Origin of the sequence: Streptococcus oralis subsp. dentisani, assembly GCF_007475365.1 — a bacterium.
In the GTDB taxonomy this organism is placed as follows: Bacteria; Bacillota; Bacilli; order Lactobacillales; family Streptococcaceae; genus Streptococcus; species Streptococcus mitis_AX.
This window is the reverse complement of sequence record NZ_CP034442.1, coordinates 1,299,008-1,321,277: the sequence shown is the minus strand read 5'-3', so window position 1 is coordinate 1,321,277 and position 22,270 is coordinate 1,299,008. Positions and strand designations below refer to the sequence as shown.

Here is a 22,270-nt window from a genome sequence, read left to right as displayed (position 1 = left end):
AAGGGAGTTTGGCCATGATTGAAAAAATGGAATTGGGAGAATTTTACAAGGAATTGCGGCTGGCGAGGAAACTCAAGCAGTCAGATGTAGCTTGTGAGGGTCTGACAGCATCCCAGCTATCCAAGTTTGAACTAGGGCAGTCTATGCTGTCTGCAGATAAGTTGATCCTAGCTATCCAAGGTATTAATGTGACCTTCGATGAGTTTGGACACAAGCTTAATAATTATCAGGAATCCCCACATATGCGATTTGGTAGAAAGGTTGTGGATCGCTTTGCCCATCAAGATATAGCTGGCTTAGAGCAACTATTAGAGGAAGTTGAGCAAGAACAGATGGCGCAGACCTATCGTCGTTTGAACGCTATTGTGATTAAAAACGCTATCCATTCTCTGGATAAAAACTATCCGCTAGAAGAGGAGGATAGCGAGTTTTTGACTAGCTACCTCTATGCTATCGAGTCTGGGACCTGGTTTGAACTCTATCTTTTTTGCAATACCATGCCCTTCTTGAGCAACCAAGACCTGATTTTTTTATCTACCTCTTTACTTGAAAAATCCAAGGAATTTAAAGAGTTGGTACACAATAGACTGTATATGAAAAGTGGTTATCTTAATATTATCTCAGAACTTATGGAGCGTAAACTTTTCTCCTACATCCCAATCTTTGAAGCCGAGTTGGAGAGTATGCTTCGCCCGTATGATGTTTTTGAGAAAGTATCATTGCAGTTTTTAAAGAAATTGAGCATTTTCCTCCAAACCAAAGGAAGCAATCAAAAAGAGATTGAACACTTTATCCAATCTCTGCAAATATTAGAAAATCCACAATTAACAGCCCTTTTTGAACTACGCTTACAGCAATATAAAGAACTTATCGATTAATCTACTATCGCGAATGTGAAATTTCCATGAGAAAAAATATCAAATATGCGATTTTCTAAAATGAGCTAATTTCCGTGTTATACTGTCCTTATTTCATAGTATAGGAGAAAATAGAATGAAAAAGATAATTTCACGCTATTACTTTTTTATAGCTATTCTGCTTGTCATTGCTGACCAGCTCTTCATTCGTTTGCTTTTACATAGCGACCTTGCTGCTGGTCTATCTGACTTTGCCTATTATTTGTCGGATATGATGTTGAATTTTCTTGTGGTTCTGCTTGCTATTATTGTTATGGTTTGGTCAGGGAAATGGCAGAAAATCAACAGCAGAAAATTTAAGGGTTCCTATCTTTTTTATTCCTTTTTAGCTCTTCTTGCTTTCGTTATTTGGAATTTCGTCACATTTTTTATTTTCCCCCCTGCCAAAAATGAAATTTCTTATCAACTCGCCATTCCGACTTTTACAGGAGCAACGGCATTTTTGATGTATTTTTTCTATCCTGTAATTGCAGGTCCCATTTTTGAAGAGATAATCTATCGTGGATTGGTGATGACCGCTCTGGAAAAAGTTAAGAAATGGGGACTGGATGTGCTTGGTTCGGCTGCTTTATTCGGGATCTTGCATATTAGTAACCACGGTTGGGTATTGACAGACTTTTTTTTCTATATGGGTGGTGGTCTCATATTTGCAGTCTTATTTAGAGTAACCAGGTCTATTTATTGGCCTATTGGACTGCATATAGTCTACAATGGCATTGGTCAAATTTTACCGTTGCTGTAATTTTGGGTGCTCAATAATACCGGTCTATCTTGCGGGGAAAAACTTCCCATTTGAACTAAAAAGGAGTTGCGATGAAAGTATTTATTCAAAATAGAGATTTTAGGCAATTAACCATCAACCAGTGGATTTCAACGGTTGGGGATACGATTTTTTATCTTGCTTTTTTGAATTATGTGGCAGATGCTTCGTTTGCCCCCTTGGCGATTTTACTCATCACGATTTCAGAGACTGTTCCTCAAGTTCTGCAAATCTTTATGGGAGTTTTGGCTGACTTTCAACATCATCGTGTCCTAAAGTACACGGTTATTAGTTTTGTCAAATTTGTACTTTATTCTATAGTGGCACTTTCGCTTTCAGGGCAGTCCTTTTCCTTATGGCTCGTATTCTTTATTTGTTTAATGAACCTCTTGTCGGATACATTGAGTTACTTTTCAGGAGCCATGCTAACTCCTATTTTTATAAGAATCATCGGGAAAGAACATCTGACAGAAGCCATTGGCTTTAAACAATCAACAGTTAGTTTAGTTCGGACAATCAGTAATATTCTAGGAGGGGTTTTACTAGGAATTCTTTCCATTCAGTTCATTTCCTTGCTAAACGCTCTGACGTTTCTGATAGCATTTGTAGGTATTCTCTTTATAAAAAATGATCTTTTGAAAGTTGAAAAAACAATTAGCTATCAAGAAGGTCTTTCTATAAAATCGTTTTGCCAGCATTTGTTCCAATCATCGAAATTGATCTGGAATATGGATAGAGTGGTCTTCATTTTATTTATCGTCTCTATCAGCCAAGCTGTAATCAATGTCACTGTTCCTATTTCGACTCTTTTTTTAAGAAACCAACCGTTTTTGAATTTGCAAACTGGTCAATCTCTTGCTTTGTTGTCAACACTGGAATTGTTAGCACTTATTGTCGGAAGCCTTGTAAGTGGCTATCTGAAAAATACGATTTCTATAAAAACAGCTCTATACGCTTCGGTCGTCGTCCAGTTACTCCTTCTAGTAGGATTTGCCACAGTTCATTTTGGCTTGATTCTGCTTTTCAGCTCCTTGGATGCCTTCATCGCAGGGTTACTCTCTCCTAGATTGCAAGAACTCGTCTTTAAACAAATACCTGAGGAGTCAATGGGAGCGGTTCAATCCTCTATTGGTGCTATTACGGTTGTTTCACCAAGTCTATTCACAATCGTTTTCGTAACGATTGCTACAAGTTTTGGAACCCTAGCGGTCAGCTTTATTCTATTGCTATTACTCCTAACCGCATTTGTCATGCTCTTGAATATTCGTGAGAGCATTTAGTAGGGATTTCTGATTTAACTTTTGTTCATACGATAAGACTGGCTTCCCAGTCTTTTTCTTATTATGACGGTTTGTTACTGACTCTTGCTCAATTTAAAACAAAAAGAAGCATTTTTAAAATCCAATCACGGAATCCGATTCTATCAAAGTTTGTCAGTCTGAGAGTTTTTTAGTATAGTAGAAATATGAAATTTACAAAAATAATCAGTAGTCTGCTTGCTCTTGGAGCTTTACTCATGCTTTTATCAGCTTGCCAGAATATCAAAAAGACACAACTGGTCTTGTTTGAAACACTTTCATTCGACATGTCTCTTAAATCCTTTGAAGAAGTATTTGGAGAGGCTAGTGAAGTGGTGGAGGAAACAGAGATGGCCTATCGGGATACTTGGCATGCAGAAGACCCCTATTTCTATAAAACGGGACGCCTTTTCTATGATTACGAAAATATTGCTTTGAATGGTTATACAGGTCAAGCAAGATTCACATTTTCAAAATCGCATCGCTTGGAAGAAGCGACAGTTCATATTCCTGTAGCTTCAAAAGGGGAGCAATATGTAGTGCTCAACAATCTATCCCAGACTATAAAAAAAGAAATTGAAGCTCTTCCAAATTTTCAATCTGTAACTACCGAGACGGTAGGACTATACGATGACGGCTATCGCTATAAAGTCAAGTTGAAAGGACAAAGGAGAGAATTTTGGATCGATGTTTATCCGACAGAAGATGAAGATGCTAAAGAAATTGAAGATAAAAAGTATACTATTCGGGTGGATCAGTTTAGGATGCATTAATAACACTCATGGGATTTCAGCATTTTTTGCTAGCTACTAGTTTCAAACTCTAAACTTTTTTCTCTTCTTTGAATGTGTTATAATATTCCTTGCTGTGGCTGTGACCTTGAACAGCCTCAAACGAAGAGAATAAGAGGAGAGAGATGAAAGAAAAAGGATTTTGGGAAGGTGTTCAGGCGGCCATGCCGACTGCCCTTGGCTATGTCAGCATTGGTCTGGCTTGTGGGATTATCGGCGCGCCCTATGTGACACCTGTTGAGATGGGTTTGATGAGCCTCTTTGTTTATGCTGGGAGCGCCCAGTTTGCCATGTTGGCATTGATTGCAGTACAAGCGCCTGTGGCAGCTATTGCTATGACGGTCTTCTTGATCAACTTGCGACTCTTTTTGCTGAGCTTGCATGCATCGACCTATTTTCGTCATACTAGTCTCTGGCAAAATATCGGCATGTCCAGTCTCCTGACAGATGAGACCTATGGGGTTTTGATGGGAGAATTAGCCCATACAGACAAGGTCAATCCTATGTGGATGCATGGGAACAATATCAACAGTTATGTAGCTTGGTTTGTGGGGACAGTAGTCGGAACGGCTCTAGGTGGACTCCTACCAAATCCAGAAATTTTTGGCTTAGATTTTGCCCTTGTGGGAATGTTTATTGGGATTTTTACTTCGCAATTCCAGATTATGCAAAGAAGGATTCCTGTCCGCAATCTGCTGATGATCCTAGCAGTTGTTGCGGTGTCTTTCTTTTTCCTCTTGACAGTGGTGTCTCAGTCACTAGCTGTTCTATTTGCGACCTTGCTAGGTTGTACCATGGGGGTGGTTTTAGATGGTCAGTAAGTATATTTTAATGGCAATCGTCTTTTCTGGATTGGTGACTTGGATTCCTCGTATGATTCCTTTCATCTTGGTCAAGTACAAGGGTTTGCCAGCTATCGTTGAGCGTTTTTTGAAGTTTTTACCTGTTTCCATTATCTTTGCCTTGATCCTTTCAAGTGTGGTGTCAGGTAAGGTTGGAAGCCTTCCTCAAATCAAATGGCTAGACTTTTTAGCAGTCTTTCCAACGGCTTGGGTAGCCTTTCGCTACCGCAATCTAGTGGGTACGGTTCTTTTTGGGGTTGTCTTGATTGCAGTCTTGCGTCTGGTCTTTTAATCAGCTATAAGAAAAACCTATCACCGAGATAGGTATCATATAATGGCGAAAAAAAATATTTTCTGTTAAGATAGTACAGTATTCTATTTTGGAGGAAATGACATGAAAAAAATCGTCAAATATTCATCTCTTGCTGCCTTAGGACTCGTTGCCGCAGGTGTGCTAGCAGCTTGCTCAGGTGGAGATAAGAAAGATAGCGCATCTAGCGAAGCAGCAACACCTGGTAAGAAAGAAATTGTCGTAGCGACCAACGCTTCACCAAAACCATTTAACTATGAAGACAACGGTGAGTTGACTGGTTATGAGATTGAAGTAGTTCGTGCTATCTTTAAAGACTCTGACAAATACGATGTCAAGTTTGAAAAGACAGAGTGGTCAGGTGTCTTTGCGGGCCTTGACGCTGATCGCTACCAAATGGCTGTGAACAACATCAGCTACACCAAAGAACGTGCTGAAAAATATCTTTATGCAGCTCCAACTGCTAAAAATCCTAACGTTCTCGTTGTAAAGAAAGACGATAACAGTATTAAGTCTCTCGATGATATTGGTGGAAAATCTACTGAAGTCGTTCAAGGAACAACAACAGCTAAACAACTAGAAGACTATAACAAACAACATGCAGACAATCCAACGATTCTTAACTACACCAAGGCTGATTTCCAACAAATCATGTCTCGTTTGAGCGATGGTCAATTTGACTACAAGATTTTTGATAAAATCGGTGTTGAAACAGTTATCAAAAACCAAGGTTTGGATAACTTGAAAGTGATTGAGCTTCCAAGTGACCAACAACCTTACGTATACCCACTTCTTGCTAAAGGTCAAGATGAGTTGAAATCATTTGTGGACAAACGCATCCAAGAACTCTACAAAGATGGAACACTTGAAAAATTGTCTAAACAATTCTTCGGAGACACTTATCTCCCAGCAGAAGCTGACATTAAATAGTTATATAAAATCATCCAGTCTGAGAAAGGCGGGTGATTTCTCAATTTTTAGATATATAGTTTCAAACTATATGTCTGCCTATCTAATAACAATTTGCTAAATCAAATAAAGTATGAGATACTATTACGGTATTATTTTTAAAGGAGAAAGAATCATGAAAATTAAAAAATGGCTCGGTGTAGCAGCTCTTGCTACAGTCGCAGGTTTGACTCTTGCAGCTTGCGGAAATTCAGAAAAGAAAGCGGACAATGAAACAGTTGTTAAAATCGCAACAGTTAACCGTAGCGGTTCTGAAGAAAAACGTTGGGATAAAATCCAAGAATTGGTTAAAAAAGATGGTATTAAATTGGAATTCACAGAGTTCACTGACTACTCTCAACCAAACAAGGCAACTGCTGATGGCGAAGTAGACTTGAACGCTTTCCAACACTACAACTTCTTGAACAACTGGAACAAGGAAAACGGGAAAGACCTTGTAGCGATTGCAGATACGTACATCTCACCAATCCGCCTTTACTCAGGTAAAAATGGAGAAGAAAACAAGTACACGAAAGTGGAAGAAATCCCAGATAACGGTGAAATCGCTGTACCAAACGATGCAACAAACGAAAGCCGTGCGCTTTACTTGCTTCAATCAGCTGGTTTGATCAAATTGGATGTTTCAGGAACTGAACTTGCTACTATCGCAAACATCAAAGAAAATCCAAAGAACTTGAAGATTACTGAATTGGACGCTAGCCAAACAGCTCGTTCATTGTCATCAGTTGACGCTGCCGTTGTAAACAATACCTTCGTTACAGAAGCAAAATTGGACTACAAAAAAGCACTCTTCAAAGAACAAGCTGATGAAAACTCAAAACAATGGTACAACATCATCGTTGCGAAAAAAGATTGGGAATCATCACCTAAGGCTGATGCCATCAAGAAAATTATCGCAGCTTACCACACTGATGAAGTGAAAAAAGTTATCGAAGAAACATCAGACGGTTTGGACCAACCAGTTTGGTAATAAGACACAGGGAGGTGGGAGAGAGTTTCCACCTCTTACTTTTGTCTAGAGCATGGATTGTAAAGAAGACTATACGTTCATAGAAAGGTAGAGAGAATATGGTTTTTCCTAGTGAACAAGAACAGATTGAAAAATTTGAAAAGGATCATGTAGCTCAACATTATTTTGAAGTCTTGCGCACCTTAATTTCCAAGAAATCAGTCTTTGCCCAGCAGGTTGGACTTAAGGAAGTCGCAAACTATCTGGGTGAGATTTTCAAGCGCGTAGGGGCTGAAGTAGAGATTGATGAGACTTATACGGCTCCCTTTGTCATGGCGCATTTCAAGAGTTCGCGTCCAGATGCTAAGACCTTGATCTTCTATAACCACTATGACACCGTGCCAGCGGATGGTGACCAGGTGTGGACAGAGGATCCTTTTACCCTTTCTGTGCGCAATGGCTTTATGTATGGGCGTGGAGTTGACGACGACAAGGGGCATATCACGGCTCGTTTGAGTGCTTTGAGAAAATACATGCAACACCATGATGACCTACCTGTCAATATTAGCTTTATCATGGAAGGGGCAGAGGAGTCTGCTTCCATGGATCTAGATAAGTATTTAGAGAAACACGCAGACAAACTTCGTGGGGCGGACTTGCTAGTCTGGGAACAAGGTACAAAGAACGCCTTGGAGCAGCTGGAAATCTCTGGCGGAAACAAGGGGATTGTGACATTTGATGCTAAGGTAAAAAGTGCTGATGTGGATATCCACTCGAGTTATGGTGGAGTTGTGGAGTCAGCACCATGGTATCTCCTCCAAGCCCTACAGTCTCTTCGAGCTGCAGATGGTCGTATCTTGGTTGAAGGTTTGTACGAAGAAGTACAAGAGCCAAATGAACGAGAACTAGCCTTGGTGGATACTTACGCCCAACGCAATCCTGAGGAAATCAGTCGCATTTATGGCTTGGAATTGCCTCTCTTACAAGAGGATCGTGCAGCCTTTCTAAAACGGTTCTTTTTTGAACCTGCACTCAATATAGAAGGAATCCAGTCTGGCTATCAAGGTCAGGGTGTTAAGACTATTTTGCCAGCAGAAGCCAGTGCTAAGCTAGAGGTTCGTTTGGTTCCTGGCTTAGAACCGCATGATGTTCTGGAAAAAATTCGGAAACAGCTAGACAAAAATGGCTTTGATAAGGTAGAATTATACTATACCTTGGGAGAGATGAGCTATCGAAGCGATATGAGTGCACCAGCCATTCTTAATGTGATCGAGTTGGCCAAGAAATTCTATCCACAGGGCGTTTCGGTCTTGCCGACAACAGCGGGGACAGGGCCTATGCATACGGTCTTTGATGCCCTAGAGGTACCAATGGTGGCCTTCGGTCTAGGAAATGCCAATAGCCGAGACCATGGTGGAGATGAAAATGTGCGAATCGCCGATTACTACACCCATATTGAATTAGTAGAGGAGCTGATTAGAAGCTATGAGTAGAGATATTATCAAGTTAGATCAGATCGATGTGACTTTTCACCAAAAGAAGAGAATCATCACAGCGGTCAAGGATGTGACCATTCACATCCAAGAAGGGGATATCTACGGAATCGTTGGATATTCTGGAGCAGGGAAATCAACCCTTGTACGGGTGATTAACCTCTTGCAAAAACCATCTGCTGGGAAAATTACCATTGATAACGACGTCATTTTTGATGGCAAGGTAACCTTGACGGCAGAGCAGTTGCGTCGTAAGCGTCAAGACATTGGGATGATTTTCCAGCATTTTAACCTGATGAGTCAAAAGACAGCAGAGGAAAATGTGGCCTTTGCCCTCAAACACTCTGGACTCAGCAAGGAAGAAAAGAAAGCTAAAGTAGCTAAGTTGTTAGATTTGGTTGGTTTGGCAGATCGTGCTGAAAACTACCCTTCACAACTATCAGGAGGGCAAAAACAGCGTGTGGCCATTGCGCGTGCCTTGGCCAATGATCCGAAAATTTTGATTTCAGACGAGTCAACGTCTGCCCTCGACCCTAAGACAACCAAGCAGATTTTGGCCTTGTTGCAAGATTTGAACCAAAAATTAGGCTTGACCGTTGTCCTGATTACACACGAAATGCAGATTGTCAAAGACATTGCTAACCGTGTGGCAGTTATGCAGGATGGCCGTTTGATTGAAGAAGGTAGTGTCCTTGAAATTTTCTCAGACCCTAAACAACCTTTGACTCAAGACTTCATCTCAACTGCCACAGGTATTGACGAAGCCATGGTCAAGATTGAGAAGCAAGAAATCGTAGAGCATCTATCTGAGAACAGTATCTTAGTGCAACTCAAGTATGCAGGTGCTTCGACAGACGAACCACTTTTGAATGAATTGTACAAACATTACCAAGTAACAGCTAATATTCTCTATGGAAATATCGAAATTCTCGATGGCACTCCTGTTGGAGAATTGGTTGTGGTCTTGTCAGGTGAAAAAGCAGCACTAGCAGGTGCTCAAGAAGCCATCCGTCAGGCTGGTGTCCAGTTAAAAGTATTGAAGGGAGGACAGTAATATGACAGAGTTTATTCAAACTTACTTACCAAATGTCTATAAAATGGGCTGGGCTGGACAAGCCGGCTGGGGAACGGCTATCTACCTAACTCTTTATATGACAGTTCTTTCCTTCATCATCGGAGGGTTCTTGGGGCTGGTGGCAGGTCTTTTCCTCGTCTTGACAGCGCCAGGTGGTGTCTTGGAGAACAAGGTAGTCTTCTGGATTTTAGACAAGATTACCTCTATTTTCCGTGCGGTTCCCTTTATTATCCTCTTGGCAATCATGTCGCCACTGTCTCACTTGATTGTCAAGACTAGCATTGGGCCAAACGCAGCCCTTGTACCCCTTTCTTTTGCAGTCTTTGCCTTCTTTGCCCGTCAGGTGCAGGTTGTCTTGGCTGAGCTGGATGGCGGTGTCATTGAGGCGGCTCAGGCGAGCGGAGCGACCTTCTGGGATATCGTGGGTGTTTACCTATCAGAAGGTCTTCCAGATTTGATCCGTGTGACGACTGTGACCTTAATTTCCCTTGTTGGGGAAACAGCTATGGCCGGTGCGGTTGGAGCTGGTGGTATTGGTAATGTAGCCATTGCTTATGGATTTAACCGTTTCAATCATGATGTGACAGTTCTAGCAACCATTATCATCATCTTGATTATCTTTACGATCCAGTTCTTGGGAGATTTCTTGACCAAGAAATTAAGTCATAAATAAAAAGAGCCGAAGGGCTCTTTTTTGTTCTAGGAAGCTGCCAACAGGGGGCATTTAAAGTTTTTAAATTATGGTATAATAGATAGAGTTAACTCTTTCTGGTGATAGGATAGGAAAAAATTAGAAAGATAAACCTTGAAGCGAGATGAGAAAATGAAAAAGGAGTTCGGTTGATATGAATTATTTTGAGGGGAATGAGTTCTTCCTTCTCTTGTTTGTAGTTTTACTGATTGGTTTTGTGGTAAACTTTTTTGAAAAACGTAAGGACTACTATATTTTGGGGCTCTCCCTCTTATTTGCAGGAGCTATCTATGGTAAGAGTCGAGCGATGATTGTCTATTTGCTCGCCTTTATCGTTTATCAATATTTTCTGGTTTTTCTAGCACAAAGGATAGAGGCAAAGCGGCTGAAACCACTGGTTTTCCTTTCCATTCTTCCTTTGGTAATCAATAAAGTCTTTGCTCTGACTTCTCTGCATTTGTTGGCCTTTATTGGAATTTCTTACATGTCCTTTAAGACCATTCAGATCATGCTAGAAATATCGGATGGCTTGATCAAAGGAAAAATCAGTGTAAAAGATTATCTACAGTTTTTGCTCTTTTTCCCAACAGTTAGTGCTGGTCCGATTGATCGGAGTAGGAGATTTTTAAAAGAGATAAACGAGGTCATGTCCCGAAAAGAGTATCTAGAGTTAGCAGGGGACGGTGTGTATCGTATCGTTCTAGGCCTTCTTTACAAGGTTGTTTTATCAACCTATGTTTACCAGATGTTACTCACTCTAAATAATACTGGCACAGTCGTTTATTCAATCAAATATATGTACCTCTATACCTTGTATCTGTTCTTTGACTTTGCAGGCTATAGTCTAATGGCCGTTGGAAGTAGTAATATTCTAGGTATTCAGACACCGATGAACTTTAACAAACCTTTCTTGAGTGTCGATATCAAAGATTTCTGGACTAGATGGCATATCACCTTGTCGACCTGGTTGAGAGATTTTGTATTTTCAAGAGTATTGATGCAGGTTATCAGGAAAAAATGGTTTAAAAATAGACTACACAATGCAACCTATGCCTATATGGTCAATATGTTGGTCATGGGTTTTTGGCATGGTCTTAGTGTTAGTTACATTGTCTATGGTTTTTACCATGGGATTTTGATGGCTGGATTTGAAGTGTATCAAAAGAAAAGCAATTTTTATAAGAAAAATAAAAACAAAAACTGGTATAAGCTGCTAAGTTGGTTTGTGACCATGAATTTGGTTATGATTGGTTTCTTTATCTTTTCAGGTGAACCCTATAAAATCTTACTGACGATTTTAAAGAGATAAGAGATTGAAAAGAAATCGGCTAGATCGAAGGGATAGGATAAAACGAGATGATTAAATTAAAAGCATTTTTACTATCGCTTGTGCTCGTAATTGCGACGCTTGCCCTTTTAAATGTGACGTATGTCAAGAAGATTGATGATTATTATAAAGTCAAGGATAACAGTATTCGTTATAGCACCTCGTATGAAAAGTATAAAAGTAGAGATATTCTAACAAGTAATATCACTCCCAATACACTGGTTTTAATGGGTTCCTCAGAGTTGGTTGCGACGATAAATGAAGACTATCATCCCAATAAAATTTTTAACTACAATGATTTTAATATCATGCAGATTGGGACCAGTTATTCACAAAATATCATTCAGGCTACGACCTTGGGTTCTATTGAAGGATCTATGAGTAAGCGAAAAGTGGCCATTGTCGAGTCGGTTCAATGGTTTGAAAAAGATGGGACTCATCAAGATGCCTTTTTGAACAAGGCTTCTCAGGAACATATTTTCCACATGCTAGATAATGACAAGATTAGTAAGGAAACGAAAGAAAAACTAATCAATCGCATTATCGAGATTACCAAGGGGAACAAGCAACAAAATGACATCTACAAAAAATACAAAAGTTATTTCATAGATGGAAAAGGAACCATTGTTGATAAAAAACTATTAGAGTTAGATAACGCGATGTATTCCTTTAAGCTCAAACAGACTTTTTATCAAAAACATGCCAAATCAGATTATCCTTCGCTAGGAGACAAAACCCCAGACTATGATTGGCAGAAGATGACGGATCAGTTTGTGGAAGAGGTCAAAAAGAAAACAGACAATAATGACTATGCTGTTGATAATAACTACTACAATACTTACTTAAAAGACCGCTATGCATCACTGAAAGATTCTAATAAAGATTTGAGTTACCTAGAGTCACCAGAATATTCAGATATGGAACTTTTCTTGACAGTTGCTAAGGAATTGGGCATTGAAGTTGAGGTTATTATTTTCCCAGTAAACGGGAAATGGAACGACTACACTGGTGTCTCAAGAGAAATGCGGGAAAAAACTTATAAAAAAATAGAAGATGTCGCAAAAAGCCATGGTGCAACGGTACTAAACTATGGAAACAGAGAGTATGATGATTACTTTTTATTTGACGTGATGCACGTTGGAGTGAAAGGATGGATGGAAGTTGAAAAAGAACTTTACAAATTTGCAAACCAAGCTAACTAACACACATCGTTTAATCTTATGGACACTATTTTTTTATACGGTTATCTTGAGCATCGTGATTTACTGTTTTGTAACCGATTTTTCGAATATTCAAGAATTTATCTATAGTGAATTTTAAGATTGTATACAAAAAGGCCCTGCTAGTCTTCAGGGCTTTTACCTTATGTTTTATCAGCTATTTTTTGATTTAGAAATTGCCCAACCACAGCCCCAATCAAGGCACAAAGGAGAATGCTTGCGACAAAGAGAAAAATTTTGTCTAGCTCTGGAGCGACCATGATACGGTCAATGTATTCTTGGGATTTTCCACGCGCGAGTAAGGTAGCCACGTAAGCTTTGGGACGGATCCACATGAGGAAGATAGGGCCACTTGTACTAAAAGCAAAGACGAGGAAGGAGAGGGTGTTTTTGATTCGATCTTTGTAATTGCCGAGATGAGCGATGGCATCTGCTGCAAGACCGCAGGCGATAGCTGGTAGAAAAGCGCCAGCGCCGTGTTTACTAGCTAGAAAAAAGAGAGCCATAAAGAGTCCGAGAGTGGTAATCGCTCCAAAACGAGGAACCTTTGCCAAAAGAAGCATGTAGACGCTACCCCCGACAAGGGCAGAAAAGGCAGGTGCATAGAACATATTGCCCGTTGAATCCACCAAGTGCCCAAGTACTACTCCGATTCCTAGACAGAGGAAGTAGAGGACGACGGCTAAGAGGGTAGTTAAGATATTTTTCTTCATGAGAATCTCCTTATATAAAACTGTCAAAATCAATTGTATCACGCTTTTAGAGGATTGTAAATGGGAGCTCTATGTTTTTGAAAACGTTTGAAATATGATATAATAGTTACATAGTTGTTTTAAGGAGGATATTATGGGAAAGTTTCTAGAATTCGTCTTTAATCGTTTCTTTTTAGGAATGATTGCGACGGCTTTTTTCTGGTTATTAACACTAGCAGGAGGTGTGGTCTTTGGTTTGGCACCAGCTAGTGCAACTCTTATGAGTTTATATGCGGAGCACGGTTATACTTATCGAGCTTATAGTTTGAAAGAAGCTTGGGAATTGTATAAGAGTAACTTTGTCAAGAGTAACCTAGCTTTCTATAGTTTTGTACTTGTAGATCTAGTCTTAGTCTATGGTTTGTACCTTTTGGTTCAATTGCCTCATCAGACTATCTTCCATCTCTTGGCAACCTTTCTCAATATCCTTGTTGTTGCCTTTGTTTTTTTGGCTTATACCGTTTCATTGAAACTCCAAGTTCACTATGAGCTCTCTTATCGAAATACTGTAAAACTCGCTCTTATCGGAATTTTTATGAATTTGCCGGCAATTGCCAAGGTTTTATTTGGTACGGTCATGCTTGTAGGAATTGGTTACTATATGCCCGCCTTGCTTTCCTTCGTAGGAATTGGGATGTGGCATTTCTTTATCAGTGATATGTTGGAACCCGTATATGAAAGTATCCATGAAAAATTGGCGACAAAATAAAATGAAGCCGTTCTGGCTCCACTCGCTCTTGCGCATCTATACCTTGGTGATGATTGTCATCATTGCAAGTTTTGCGGTCATGCTCTCCTATGCTGACTGGAGTTCCCGTGAAAAAGAAGCCCAGCGAGTAGCTCAACGTGTAACGACTCGGACAGTGAGTGAGATTGAATATTACCACAGGGAGTCGACTCAGCTAGCGCAGGAACTGGTTGAAAATCGAGCACGGATAGAGGGGATTTACAAGTATTTTAGTCTGAGTACATCGGATTATTTTTACTGGCTGTTGCAACGCAAAGCGTCTCCCTATGTCTCAGTATCCTTGTATGAAAACATTGATGATTTGTATGTAAGAAATGACTTTGTGACAGGTGTTGCAATTGTTTTGCAAGACTACAAGGAAGTCTACGTTTCTACTAGAGAGAAACGTAGCGGGGAGAAAATTCTTGCTGAGGATTTCAAACCAGCAGCCAATAGTTTTGCCATACCAGTACTTGATCCTAACTCCGATCAGTCTCTAGGTGTTATCTACATTTCTTTATCGCAGGATGTACTTTACCAAGCAATTGATAATACTCGCGGTCTGATTCCTGTGGCCGTGACGATCACCTCCCCTTTTGATACTAAATTGTTTCATATAGGGGAAAATGTAGTAGCTGAACGGGAAAATTGGATTGTAGGTTTGACATCACACGGCTATCAAGTCCAATCAGCAGTTCCTAAGGATTTTGTTCTTACTGGGACTTTAACTAGTTCCGCTGTCATTGTTGGTTTGAGTGTTCTCTTTATTATTATTTTATATGTGACCTTGAGGCAGACCTTCTCCAATTACCAAAGGCAGGTTGTGGACTTGGTGGAGTCTATCGAGGTTATTGCCCAAGGAGAAGAGGGACTTCGGATCGATACCTCTAAAAAAGACCAAGAGTTGCTTCTCATTGCAGAAACCACCAATGATATGTTGGATCGACTGGAAAAAAATATCCATGATATCTATCAGCTAGAGCTTAGTCAGAAAGATGCCAATATGCGGGCCCTGCAAGCTCAAATCAATCCTCACTTCATGTACAATACCTTAGAGTTTCTGCGCATGTATGCCGTCATGGAAAGCCAAGATGAACTGGCGGATATTATCTATGAATTTAGCAGTTTACTACGCAATAATATCTCCGACGAGCGGGAAACGACGCTGAAGCAAGAATTAGAATTTTGTCGCAAATACAGCTATCTCTGTATGGTGCGTTATCCAAAGTCAGTTGCCTATGGCTTTAAGATCGCGCCAGAATTAGAAAATATGAAGATTCCCAAGTTTACACTCCAACCATTGGTAGAAAACTACTTTGCCCACGGTATTGACCACCGCCGAACAGACAATGTGATCAGTATCAAGGTTTTGAAGGGCCAAGGTTTTGTTGAAATCCTAGTGGTAGACAATGGTCGCGGGATGACTGCTGAGAAACTAGCTAGCTTGCAAGAAAAACTAACTCAGAGAAGTTTTGAGCACGAGGCAAGCTATAGCGGAGAGCGGCAATCAATTGGAATAGTCAATGTACACGAACGCTTTGTCCTCTATTTTGGGGATCGCTACCAAATCAGTGTAGAGTCAGCTGAGCAAGAAGGTGTTCGTTACCGTATTGCTATTCAAAATGAATAGAAAGGAAGGGAAATGTATAAAGTTTTATTAGTAGACGACGAGTATATGGTGACAGAGGGGCTCAAGCGATTAATCCCCTTTGAAAAATGGGATATGCAAGTCGTCGCAACAGCCAATCACGCAGATGATGCTTTAGACTATGTCAAGGAAAATCCAGTAGATGTGATCATTTCTGATGTCAATATGCCAGATAAGACAGGGCTTGAGATGATCAAGGAGATGAAGGAGCTGCTTCCAGATACCTATTATATCTTGCTGTCAGGTTATCAGGAGTTTGACTACGTCAAAAAAGCCATGAATCTTAGTGTCGTGGATTATCTGGTCAAGCCAGTGGATAAGGTGGAGTTGAGTCATCTATTAGAAAAAATTGCGCGACAGCTTCAAGAAAAGGTGGAGCAAAGCCAAACTCTCAGCCAAGAATTGGATGAGGCAGGATTTACCAACTATTTAGCAGGTAAAGACAGCTGGTGGATAGGTCTTTCAAAGGAAAAACAAGGATCTTTCACTATTCCTTACTATGTTTTAGGTCAAGACTGGCAGATTTTTATCTCTGATCAAGCACTAGATGGAATCGTAGTAACGCCTTTTGAAGCACCCTACCAACAAGCCTTTGAAAAATGGAAGATCAACGCAGAAAAAGCCCTCTTTTACGGTTCTGTTAATCTAGAAAAATCCGAGAGTTTATTTGCTTATTACGAACCGATTTATCGCGTGATTATCCAAGGAAATATAAATCAAATCATTGAAGAATTAACCCTACTGGAGAAGGTTGTCTTAGAGAACACACCGCGCGTGGCTATCACCAAACAACTCTTTACTCAGTTTGTCATGGATGTCTTCCACTTGTTTGAGCACTTAAAAGCGGATGATATGACCGAGATTGTCAAAGCCATCCATGCTATTAACTCTTTTGAAGAATTGGTTGCCTATATCAAAGAAACCTTGACCAAATTCTTTGGCCAGTACCGCATGAATGAAAACGTGGTCAGTGTCCTAGAGGTGATTGGGCGTGATTATCAGAAAGAGCTCTCGCTTAAGGATATTAGCAAAGATCTCTTTATCAATCCTGTCTATCTCGGTCAGTTAATCAAGCGAGAAACCAACTCAACCTTTGCTGAACTGCTCAACAAACAGCGCATCAAGGCGGCGCAACAGCTCTTGCTTTCAACCAATGATAGTATTGAAGATGTTTGCTATGCCGTTGGTTACAGTAACGTCGGTTATTTCTACAAGGTTTTCCGTAAATTGTGCGGAAAATCACCAAAAGCTTATCGCAAACAAGTCGAAAGTTCCCTGTAAAACTTGTATTTACATACAAAAAATGCTATAATGTTCAAAATACCTTAAGGAGGAAAAATTATGAAAAAGAAACCAATTTATCTTTGGGTTTTATTAGTTCTATCAGCATTGATTTCAGCTATGTCTTTGTTTGGAATACTAAGTCCAGTTCCTAGTAAAGAAACACTAGGTGCCAGTCAAGCTCAAGTTCAAGGTGCTAGCGCCCAACAACTAGAGGATACGATTAATTATCTACATAAGACAGCTGAATTATCGCATTCGACTGTTAACATCGTTTTGATTATTTTATCTGCGATTTTAGTAGTCGCAGGTATTGTGCTCTTGGTTCGTAATCATTTGCAATATGCAAATTATGCTTACATTGCTTATGTTTTGCTTGCCATTGTTGGTTCGATTTATACTTACATGGGTATGCAAGATGCTGTACAAGCTATCCGTGATGAAACTTTGCGACTAGGGACAGAAGTCCTTGGAAAGGGAACAACGATTTTATTTGTTGTTATCAATGTCCTCTTCCTTGCCATTGTCTTTTACAAGATGTGGCGTCAACAAAAAGATTTGTCTGAGGAAGTCGAAACAGAAGAGCTCGCATAAGAGTTGACAAAAGGGAACTATCAAGTTACAATCTTGTTAGTTCTTTTTATATCGTAAACATAAAAATCGAGGTTAACATGAAAAAAATATCCTTAGTGTATATCAGTTTGAGCGGGAATACAGAGAGTTTTGTAACCCGACTTAAGGACTATCTCTTGTCTCAGTACGAAGGGATTGAGGTCCAAAAGATTCATATCAAGGATCTAGTCAAGGAAGGTCAAGAATTCTTTGAGATGGATCACCCTTATGTCGCCTTTTTACCAACTTATCTAGAAGGTGGAAATGGTGTCGATAACGGTGATGTTGAGATTCTAACGACTCCAGTGGGCGACTTTATCGCTTATGGAGACAATGCTAGTAAGTGTTTTGGGGTAGTGGGATCTGGTAATCGCAATTTTAATAACCAATACTGTCTGACTGCCAAGCAGTACAGCCAGCGCTTTGGTTTCCCTGTATTGGCTGACTTTGAAATGCGTGGCATGCTGGGAGATATTAAAAAGGTCGCAGCGATTATCGCGGACTTATATGGATTGGATTCAGAAAGTTAGAATCGTTCAAGTAGGCAGTTAGGTTTTCTCAACTGCCTTTTGAATGCAGAAAAAGCACCCAGACAAGGGTGCTGCTTTGTGAACTAACCTGCTTTTCCGATGGCAAGTGCATAGATAAAGAAGATGGCAAATCCAAAGAGGAAGATCAATCCTGCAATGGCGAGGAGTTTCAACCAAGAAGGAAGATTTTTATTTTCACCTGTGACCAAGACATAGTTCAAAAGGGCAAAGAATGGTGTTGTAAGAAAAGATCCAATCATGGCAAAGCGGAGCATGGTTGAAACTTGACCGGCAAAGAACTTGATGATGACGATACCAATGATAGCTGTGATGGTCATCCAGATGTTCAAAGATTTACGATTATCCTCTTTTTGATTTGCCAAGAGTTGAAGGGATGCCTGATTGACACGTGAATAGCCATCGATGACAGTAATCACTGTCCCAAAGATACAGAGGAAAGCGATGAAGGTAATCAAATATCGAGACCATTCGCCAAGGACAGAGGCATACATGCCCACAAATTGCGATATGTATTTGGCAGAAGCCGCTTCAACCGCTTGCCCTGTAGGATATTGAATAAGTGCTCCTAGTGCCACAAAGAATACAGCTAGGATAGCAGTTCCAATGTAACCAACGTTAAAGTCGAAAAGAGCATCCTCTGTATTAAAGTTGACGGTCTTTTTCTTTTCAGCAGACCAGAGTGAGTTGATAGCTGAGATTTCAATAGGGGCAGGCATCCAGCCTAGAAGGGAAACGATAAAGGGTAGGGCTGCCATTTGCCAAGGTGTTTTCTCGATAAAATCAGAGCTGTATTCTGGGTGCTTAACGGCAGCAATGATGACGGCAAGAACAGTTGCAATAGTCAAGGCAGACATGATCCATTTTGCCATACCATCCAACAGTTTGTAACCCCCAAAGAGCAACATAGCCCAAATGAGTGCAACAAGGATGAGGGACCATTGAGTGATGCTAAGTCCAATCATTGGAAAGGCGCTAGCAATGATGGCTGAGCAAAGGATGGCAACACCTGCAGTATTGATCAAGGCAGAAAAGACATTGAGAATAAAGAAAATCCAGAGATAGAGTTTCCCTTTTTCGGCATAGCCTTCAACCAAGGTCTTTCCAGTATCTGCTGTGTATTCAGCACCAAAACGGAAAAATGGATATTTAAAAACATTGGCTAAGATGACCAAGAGAAGCAGAGACCATCCATAAGAACCACCGGCTTGAGTGGAGGATACGATGTGAGAACCTCCGACTGCAGCGGAAGCCATTAGGATCCCGGGTCCCATTGCTTTTAGCTTGCTTGTCCAGGTAGACTGGTGTGATGAAGTAACTTGTGACATAAAAACCTCCCGTTTTTGAATTTTCAGAATAATCTGAATAGATAGCTACTATTCTACAAGAAACTTATGAAAAATGCAAGAGAATTTTTGAAAAATTTAGAAAATTTCAGAAAAATCATATGAAAGATATGATTATCACAAGGAAATGGTATTGATGGGAGTAAAAAATCCGAGAAGAAAGCTTCTCGGATTCCCTTATTTCAATTGCTCAGTGATTTCCTTAGAAAGCAGGAGTCCCAAACGGTAACCTTTATTGATGTAGTCAATCACATCATTGATATTTTCCGTTGTTTGGATCCTTTCGCGTATGTCTGTTTTGAAAGCTTCGTCCCTCAGAAGCTGTTCCTGAAGGAGTTGTTGAAGTTTTTCTTTTTCGTATTTATTGATGAGAAAAAGAACGACAAGACTGATAAGAACTAAGATATAAGCATACTGGCTCATAAAATTTCTCCTGGTTTGATAAAAAAGTTGATGGCATAAGAAAAGCGAAAGAAATTTTCGCTTTTCAACTAAGTGATTAGACTAGCGGAACAGGTATCCGACAGATAAAACAAGACGGTCTTGACCTTTAACTGAAAAGTCCGTATAGGATTTGGTGTTAGTTACTTAGATTGCTTTGCAATTAAGTGATTTAAAGATTACGACATGAACCAAATCAAATCGATTTTATTTGGTTTGGTGAATTAGTAAAGCGTTTAGGCAATTCGTACTGGTTACGACGTTCTGGGACATAAATCGATAATATTTATGTCCCAGAACTAGTGAAGCGCCTAGCCAAATCACCATAGTTACGACGTCATGGCCTCTAAATCGATTATATTTAGGGGTCATGACTAGTGAAGCAGTTAGCTAGTTCGCATATAAGCATAAGCGGCTAGCGTCTAACAATTAGGAACTTTAGTTCCAATTGTTAGTACTGAATCACATCTTCTCTGGTGCTTCTACTCCAAGCAAACGAAGGGCTTCTTTGAGAACAACAGCTGTTGCGTAGCTGAGGGCTAGACGGCTGTCGCGCTCTGGGCTTTCATCCAGAATACGAGTGTGGGCATAGTATTTATTGAAAGCTTGAGCTAAGCTGATTGCATACTTGGCAATGAGCGATGGATCATAGTTAACAGATGCGCGTTTGATGACACGGGCAAAGTCTTGGAGAAGTTTGATAATTTCCCAGCTTTCAGCATCATTTAGACTGTAATTTGCTTGAGCATTTGGTTGGAAGTCTGCTTTTCTAAGGAGAGATTGGATACGAGCGTAAGCGTATTGGATGTATGGACCAGTTTCTCCTTCAAAGGAAACCATAGCTTCGAGGTCAAAGTCGTAACCATTTCGGCGGTCAGTCTTGAGGTCGTAGAATTTAACAGCTCCTACTCCGACAGCTTGGGCAACCTGCTCTTTGTTTTCGAGATCAGGATTTTTCGCTTCAATTTGTGCTTTAGCACGGCTGATAGCTTCTTGAAGAGTAGGTTCGAGCAGGATAATATTTCCCTTACGAGTAGAGAGCTTTTGACGGTTCTTGGTTACCAAACCGAAGTCTACATGAATCATATCATCGCTCCAGTCAAATCCCATTTTTTTCAAGACGGCTTTTAACTGTTTAAAGTGGTTAGACTGCTCTTGACCAACCGCATAGATATTCTTAACAAAATTGTAAGTACGTGCACGGTAGATAGCTGTCGCAATATCACGTGTGATGTAGAGGGTTGCACCGTCAGATTTCTTAATCATAGCAGGTGGAAGTTCAACATCATCGAGGTTAACAATGCTAGCTCCGCGTGATTCTTCTAGCAAGCCTTTTTCTTCAAGGATTTGCACGGCCTCGTCCATCTTGTCATTATAGAAGGCCTCCCCGTTTAAGCTGTCAAATTCAACGTTTAACAGTTTGTAAATGCGGTTGAACTCAACCAAACTTTCATCACGGAACCATTGCCAAAGTTGAGTTGCTTCTGGATCGCCATCTTCCAATTTTTTAAACCAGAGACGTCCTTCATCATCAAGAGCTGGGTCATTTTCGATTTCGGCATTGATGCGAACGTACAATTTCAACAATTCGTCAATCGGATTAGCTTCGACGGCTTCCTTACTTCCCCATTTTTTATAGGCAACCATGAGAAGACCAAACTGTTTACCCCAGTCTCCAAGGTGGTTGATTTTAATAGTGTTGTAGCCCATTTTCTTAAAGATATTAGAAAGAGCATCTCCGATAACTGTTGAACGCAAGTGACCTACTGAGAAGGGTTTTGCGATGTTTGGACTTGATAGGTCAATCGTGATATTTTGCTCTTTGCCTTCCGTTTGTTGAGCGTAGTCAGATCCTTTTTCGATGATCTCTTTGATAACTGCTCCAGAAATGGCAGATTTATCAAGGAAGAAGTTGACGTAAGGACCAGTTGCAACAACTTTTTCAAAGGCTTGGCTGTTGATTTTTTCAGCGATTTCAGCAGCAATCATTTGAGGGGCTTTGCGTTCGACTTTTGCAAGTGAGAAAGCAGGAAAAGCGATATCTCCCATGTCAGAGTTTTTTGGTTGTTCTAATAAATTGAAAATAGCCTCTTGATCTAGGCTATCGATGACGCTAGCCAATTCACTAGCAATCAGTTTTTTTGTACTCATAAGTAGGCTCCTTTTGGACTTTTATTCTATTTTATCATAAATTTAGTGAAAGAAGAAAGATTTTTTTGAATTATTCAGTTTTTTTGGTATAATTATATCTAAAAATAAACCCGAAATCGGTT

General features: G+C 40.2%; 22 protein-coding genes. 18 read left to right on the top strand and 4 right to left on the bottom strand.

From position 1 onward, the window contains the following. The first annotated feature begins 14 nt into the window (after window positions 1-14). The 13 genes from EJF26_RS06660 (at window position 15) to dltD (ending at window position 12,624) form a co-directional block, all read left to right on the top strand. Window positions 15-878 (top strand): Rgg/GadR/MutR family transcriptional regulator, encoded by an 864-nt coding sequence (locus EJF26_RS06660; protein ID WP_000570724.1) that lies wholly within the window; start codon window positions 15-17, stop codon window positions 876-878. A gap of 115 nt (window positions 879-993) precedes the next feature. Next, on the top strand, window positions 994-1,659 hold the full coding sequence (locus tag EJF26_RS06655; RefSeq protein WP_000720889.1) for a CPBP family intramembrane glutamic endopeptidase: 666 nt from the start codon (window positions 994-996) through the stop codon (window positions 1,657-1,659). Between the two features lie 71 nt (window positions 1,660-1,730). Then, window positions 1,731-2,957: an MFS transporter gene (locus EJF26_RS06650; protein WP_000862373.1), complete on the top strand. Its 1,227-nt coding sequence runs from the start codon at window positions 1,731-1,733 to the stop codon at window positions 2,955-2,957. A 185-nt stretch (window positions 2,958-3,142) separates the two neighbouring features. After that, complete coding sequence (locus tag EJF26_RS06645; RefSeq protein ID WP_004246719.1) at window positions 3,143-3,748, top strand: hypothetical protein; 606 nt, start codon at window positions 3,143-3,145, stop codon at window positions 3,746-3,748. Between the two features lie 143 nt (window positions 3,749-3,891). Then, a complete protein-coding gene (locus EJF26_RS06640) occupies window positions 3,892-4,587 on the top strand; it encodes an AzlC family ABC transporter permease (RefSeq protein WP_000659755.1) in 696 nt (231 codons plus the stop codon). Beyond that, window positions 4,577-4,900 carry an AzlD domain-containing protein gene (locus tag EJF26_RS06635; protein WP_000253910.1) on the top strand — a complete coding sequence of 108 codons (324 nt, stop codon included), beginning with the start codon at window positions 4,577-4,579 and terminating at the stop codon, window positions 4,898-4,900. Before EJF26_RS06640 ends, EJF26_RS06635 begins: the two co-directional genes overlap by 11 nt. Before the next feature lie 102 nt (window positions 4,901-5,002). Then, a complete protein-coding gene (locus EJF26_RS06630; protein ID WP_000724963.1) occupies window positions 5,003-5,848 on the top strand; it encodes a transporter substrate-binding domain-containing protein in 846 nt (281 codons plus the stop codon). Between the two features lie 154 nt (window positions 5,849-6,002). Continuing rightward, window positions 6,003-6,857 (top strand): MetQ/NlpA family ABC transporter substrate-binding protein, encoded by an 855-nt coding sequence (locus tag EJF26_RS06625; RefSeq protein ID WP_000694539.1) that lies wholly within the window; start codon window positions 6,003-6,005, stop codon window positions 6,855-6,857. 98 nt (window positions 6,858-6,955) lie between these two features. Next, window positions 6,956-8,329, top strand: coding sequence for a M20 family metallopeptidase (locus EJF26_RS06620; protein WP_000231804.1), 1,374 nt, complete (start codon window positions 6,956-6,958; stop codon window positions 8,327-8,329). Then, a complete protein-coding gene (locus tag EJF26_RS06615) occupies window positions 8,322-9,383 on the top strand; it encodes a methionine ABC transporter ATP-binding protein (RefSeq protein WP_000085644.1) in 1,062 nt (353 codons plus the stop codon). The genes EJF26_RS06620 and EJF26_RS06615 overlap by 8 nt, the downstream gene beginning before the upstream one ends. A gap of 1 nt (window position 9,384) precedes the next feature. After that, window positions 9,385-10,077, top strand: coding sequence for a methionine ABC transporter permease (locus EJF26_RS06610; RefSeq protein WP_000134268.1), 693 nt, complete (start codon window positions 9,385-9,387; stop codon window positions 10,075-10,077). Window positions 10,078-10,249: 172 nt separating this feature from the next. Further along, window positions 10,250-11,404 (top strand): D-alanyl-lipoteichoic acid biosynthesis protein DltB, encoded by a 1,155-nt coding sequence (gene dltB, locus EJF26_RS06605; RefSeq protein WP_001105742.1) that lies wholly within the window; start codon window positions 10,250-10,252, stop codon window positions 11,402-11,404. A 47-nt stretch (window positions 11,405-11,451) separates the two neighbouring features. Continuing rightward, window positions 11,452-12,624 carry a D-alanyl-lipoteichoic acid biosynthesis protein DltD gene (gene dltD / locus EJF26_RS06600; protein WP_000593513.1) on the top strand — a complete coding sequence of 391 codons (1,173 nt, stop codon included), beginning with the start codon at window positions 11,452-11,454 and terminating at the stop codon, window positions 12,622-12,624. Window positions 12,625-12,785: 161 nt separating this feature from the next. Here the strand turns inward: dltD and EJF26_RS06595 are convergent, their stop codons facing one another. Then, window positions 12,786-13,355 (bottom strand): MptD family putative ECF transporter S component, encoded by a 570-nt coding sequence (locus EJF26_RS06595; protein WP_000739520.1) that lies wholly within the window; start codon window positions 13,353-13,355, stop codon window positions 12,786-12,788. Between the two features lie 133 nt (window positions 13,356-13,488). Between EJF26_RS06595 and EJF26_RS06590 the strand changes: the two genes are divergently transcribed. The 5 genes from EJF26_RS06590 to nrdI all read left to right on the top strand — a co-directional run bounded on the left by EJF26_RS06590 (window position 13,489) and on the right by nrdI (window position 18,192). Continuing rightward, on the top strand, window positions 13,489-14,103 hold the full coding sequence (locus tag EJF26_RS06590) for a YesL family protein (RefSeq protein ID WP_000514455.1): 615 nt from the start codon (window positions 13,489-13,491) through the stop codon (window positions 14,101-14,103). After that, on the top strand, window positions 14,081-15,751 hold the full coding sequence (locus EJF26_RS06585) for a sensor histidine kinase (protein WP_000800551.1): 1,671 nt from the start codon (window positions 14,081-14,083) through the stop codon (window positions 15,749-15,751). The genes EJF26_RS06590 and EJF26_RS06585 overlap by 23 nt, the downstream gene beginning before the upstream one ends. Window positions 15,752-15,763: 12 nt before the next feature. Beyond that, window positions 15,764-17,050, top strand: a complete 1,287-nt coding sequence (locus EJF26_RS06580) for a response regulator transcription factor (RefSeq protein ID WP_000278909.1) — start codon at window positions 15,764-15,766, stop codon at window positions 17,048-17,050. A 60-nt stretch (window positions 17,051-17,110) separates the two neighbouring features. After that, window positions 17,111-17,644, top strand: coding sequence for an ABC transporter permease (locus EJF26_RS06575; RefSeq protein ID WP_000729041.1), 534 nt, complete (start codon window positions 17,111-17,113; stop codon window positions 17,642-17,644). A gap of 77 nt (window positions 17,645-17,721) precedes the next feature. Beyond that, entirely contained in the window at window positions 17,722-18,192 is a 471-nt protein-coding gene (gene nrdI / locus EJF26_RS06570) for a class Ib ribonucleoside-diphosphate reductase assembly flavoprotein NrdI (RefSeq protein ID WP_000724238.1), read from the top strand. Between the two features lie 83 nt (window positions 18,193-18,275). On the opposite strand, the gene EJF26_RS06565 is transcribed toward nrdI, so the two are convergent. The 3 genes from EJF26_RS06565 to argS form a co-directional block, all read right to left on the bottom strand. Further along, a complete protein-coding gene (locus EJF26_RS06565; protein WP_000084740.1) occupies window positions 18,276-19,538 on the bottom strand; it encodes an NRAMP family divalent metal transporter in 1,263 nt (420 codons plus the stop codon). Between the two features lie 195 nt (window positions 19,539-19,733). Next, window positions 19,734-19,979: a hypothetical protein gene (locus tag EJF26_RS06560; protein ID WP_000084854.1), complete on the bottom strand. Its 246-nt coding sequence runs from the start codon at window positions 19,977-19,979 to the stop codon at window positions 19,734-19,736. Between the two features lie 480 nt (window positions 19,980-20,459). Further along, window positions 20,460-22,148, bottom strand: a complete 1,689-nt coding sequence (argS, locus tag EJF26_RS06555; RefSeq protein WP_000104866.1) for an arginine--tRNA ligase — start codon at window positions 22,146-22,148, stop codon at window positions 20,460-20,462. Window positions 22,149-22,270: the final 122 nt, after the last annotated feature.

What these genes read in the sequence shown, in the direction of transcription:
- EJF26_RS06560 (WP_000084854.1), bottom strand. Translation starts at nt 19,979, where the DNA reads ATGAGCCAGTATGCTTATATCTTAGTTCTTATCAGTCTTGTCGTTCTT.
- EJF26_RS06610 (WP_000134268.1), top strand. Translation starts at nt 9,385, where the DNA reads ATGACAGAGTTTATTCAAACTTACTTACCAAATGTCTATAAAATGGGC.
- EJF26_RS06585 (WP_000800551.1), top strand. Translation starts at nt 14,081, where the DNA reads ATGAAAAATTGGCGACAAAATAAAATGAAGCCGTTCTGGCTCCACTCG.
- EJF26_RS06660 (WP_000570724.1), top strand. Translation starts at nt 15, where the DNA reads ATGATTGAAAAAATGGAATTGGGAGAATTTTACAAGGAATTGCGGCTG.
- EJF26_RS06565 (WP_000084740.1), bottom strand. Translation starts at nt 19,538, where the DNA reads ATGTCACAAGTTACTTCATCACACCAGTCTACCTGGACAAGCAAGCTA.
- EJF26_RS06630 (WP_000724963.1), top strand. Translation starts at nt 5,003, where the DNA reads ATGAAAAAAATCGTCAAATATTCATCTCTTGCTGCCTTAGGACTCGTT.
- dltB (WP_001105742.1), top strand. Translation starts at nt 10,250, where the DNA reads ATGAATTATTTTGAGGGGAATGAGTTCTTCCTTCTCTTGTTTGTAGTT.
- EJF26_RS06635 (WP_000253910.1), top strand. Translation starts at nt 4,577, where the DNA reads ATGGTCAGTAAGTATATTTTAATGGCAATCGTCTTTTCTGGATTGGTG.
- dltD (WP_000593513.1), top strand. Translation starts at nt 11,452, where the DNA reads ATGATTAAATTAAAAGCATTTTTACTATCGCTTGTGCTCGTAATTGCG.
- argS (WP_000104866.1), bottom strand. Translation starts at nt 22,148, where the DNA reads ATGAGTACAAAAAAACTGATTGCTAGTGAATTGGCTAGCGTCATCGAT.
- nrdI (WP_000724238.1), top strand. Translation starts at nt 17,722, where the DNA reads ATGAAAAAAATATCCTTAGTGTATATCAGTTTGAGCGGGAATACAGAG.
- EJF26_RS06590 (WP_000514455.1), top strand. Translation starts at nt 13,489, where the DNA reads ATGGGAAAGTTTCTAGAATTCGTCTTTAATCGTTTCTTTTTAGGAATG.
- EJF26_RS06655 (WP_000720889.1), top strand. Translation starts at nt 994, where the DNA reads ATGAAAAAGATAATTTCACGCTATTACTTTTTTATAGCTATTCTGCTT.
- EJF26_RS06615 (WP_000085644.1), top strand. Translation starts at nt 8,322, where the DNA reads ATGAGTAGAGATATTATCAAGTTAGATCAGATCGATGTGACTTTTCAC.
- EJF26_RS06640 (WP_000659755.1), top strand. Translation starts at nt 3,892, where the DNA reads ATGAAAGAAAAAGGATTTTGGGAAGGTGTTCAGGCGGCCATGCCGACT.
- EJF26_RS06645 (WP_004246719.1), top strand. Translation starts at nt 3,143, where the DNA reads ATGAAATTTACAAAAATAATCAGTAGTCTGCTTGCTCTTGGAGCTTTA.
- EJF26_RS06595 (WP_000739520.1), bottom strand. Translation starts at nt 13,355, where the DNA reads ATGAAGAAAAATATCTTAACTACCCTCTTAGCCGTCGTCCTCTACTTC.
- EJF26_RS06580 (WP_000278909.1), top strand. Translation starts at nt 15,764, where the DNA reads ATGTATAAAGTTTTATTAGTAGACGACGAGTATATGGTGACAGAGGGG.
- EJF26_RS06575 (WP_000729041.1), top strand. Translation starts at nt 17,111, where the DNA reads ATGAAAAAGAAACCAATTTATCTTTGGGTTTTATTAGTTCTATCAGCA.
- EJF26_RS06620 (WP_000231804.1), top strand. Translation starts at nt 6,956, where the DNA reads ATGGTTTTTCCTAGTGAACAAGAACAGATTGAAAAATTTGAAAAGGAT.
- EJF26_RS06625 (WP_000694539.1), top strand. Translation starts at nt 6,003, where the DNA reads ATGAAAATTAAAAAATGGCTCGGTGTAGCAGCTCTTGCTACAGTCGCA.
- EJF26_RS06650 (WP_000862373.1), top strand. Translation starts at nt 1,731, where the DNA reads ATGAAAGTATTTATTCAAAATAGAGATTTTAGGCAATTAACCATCAAC.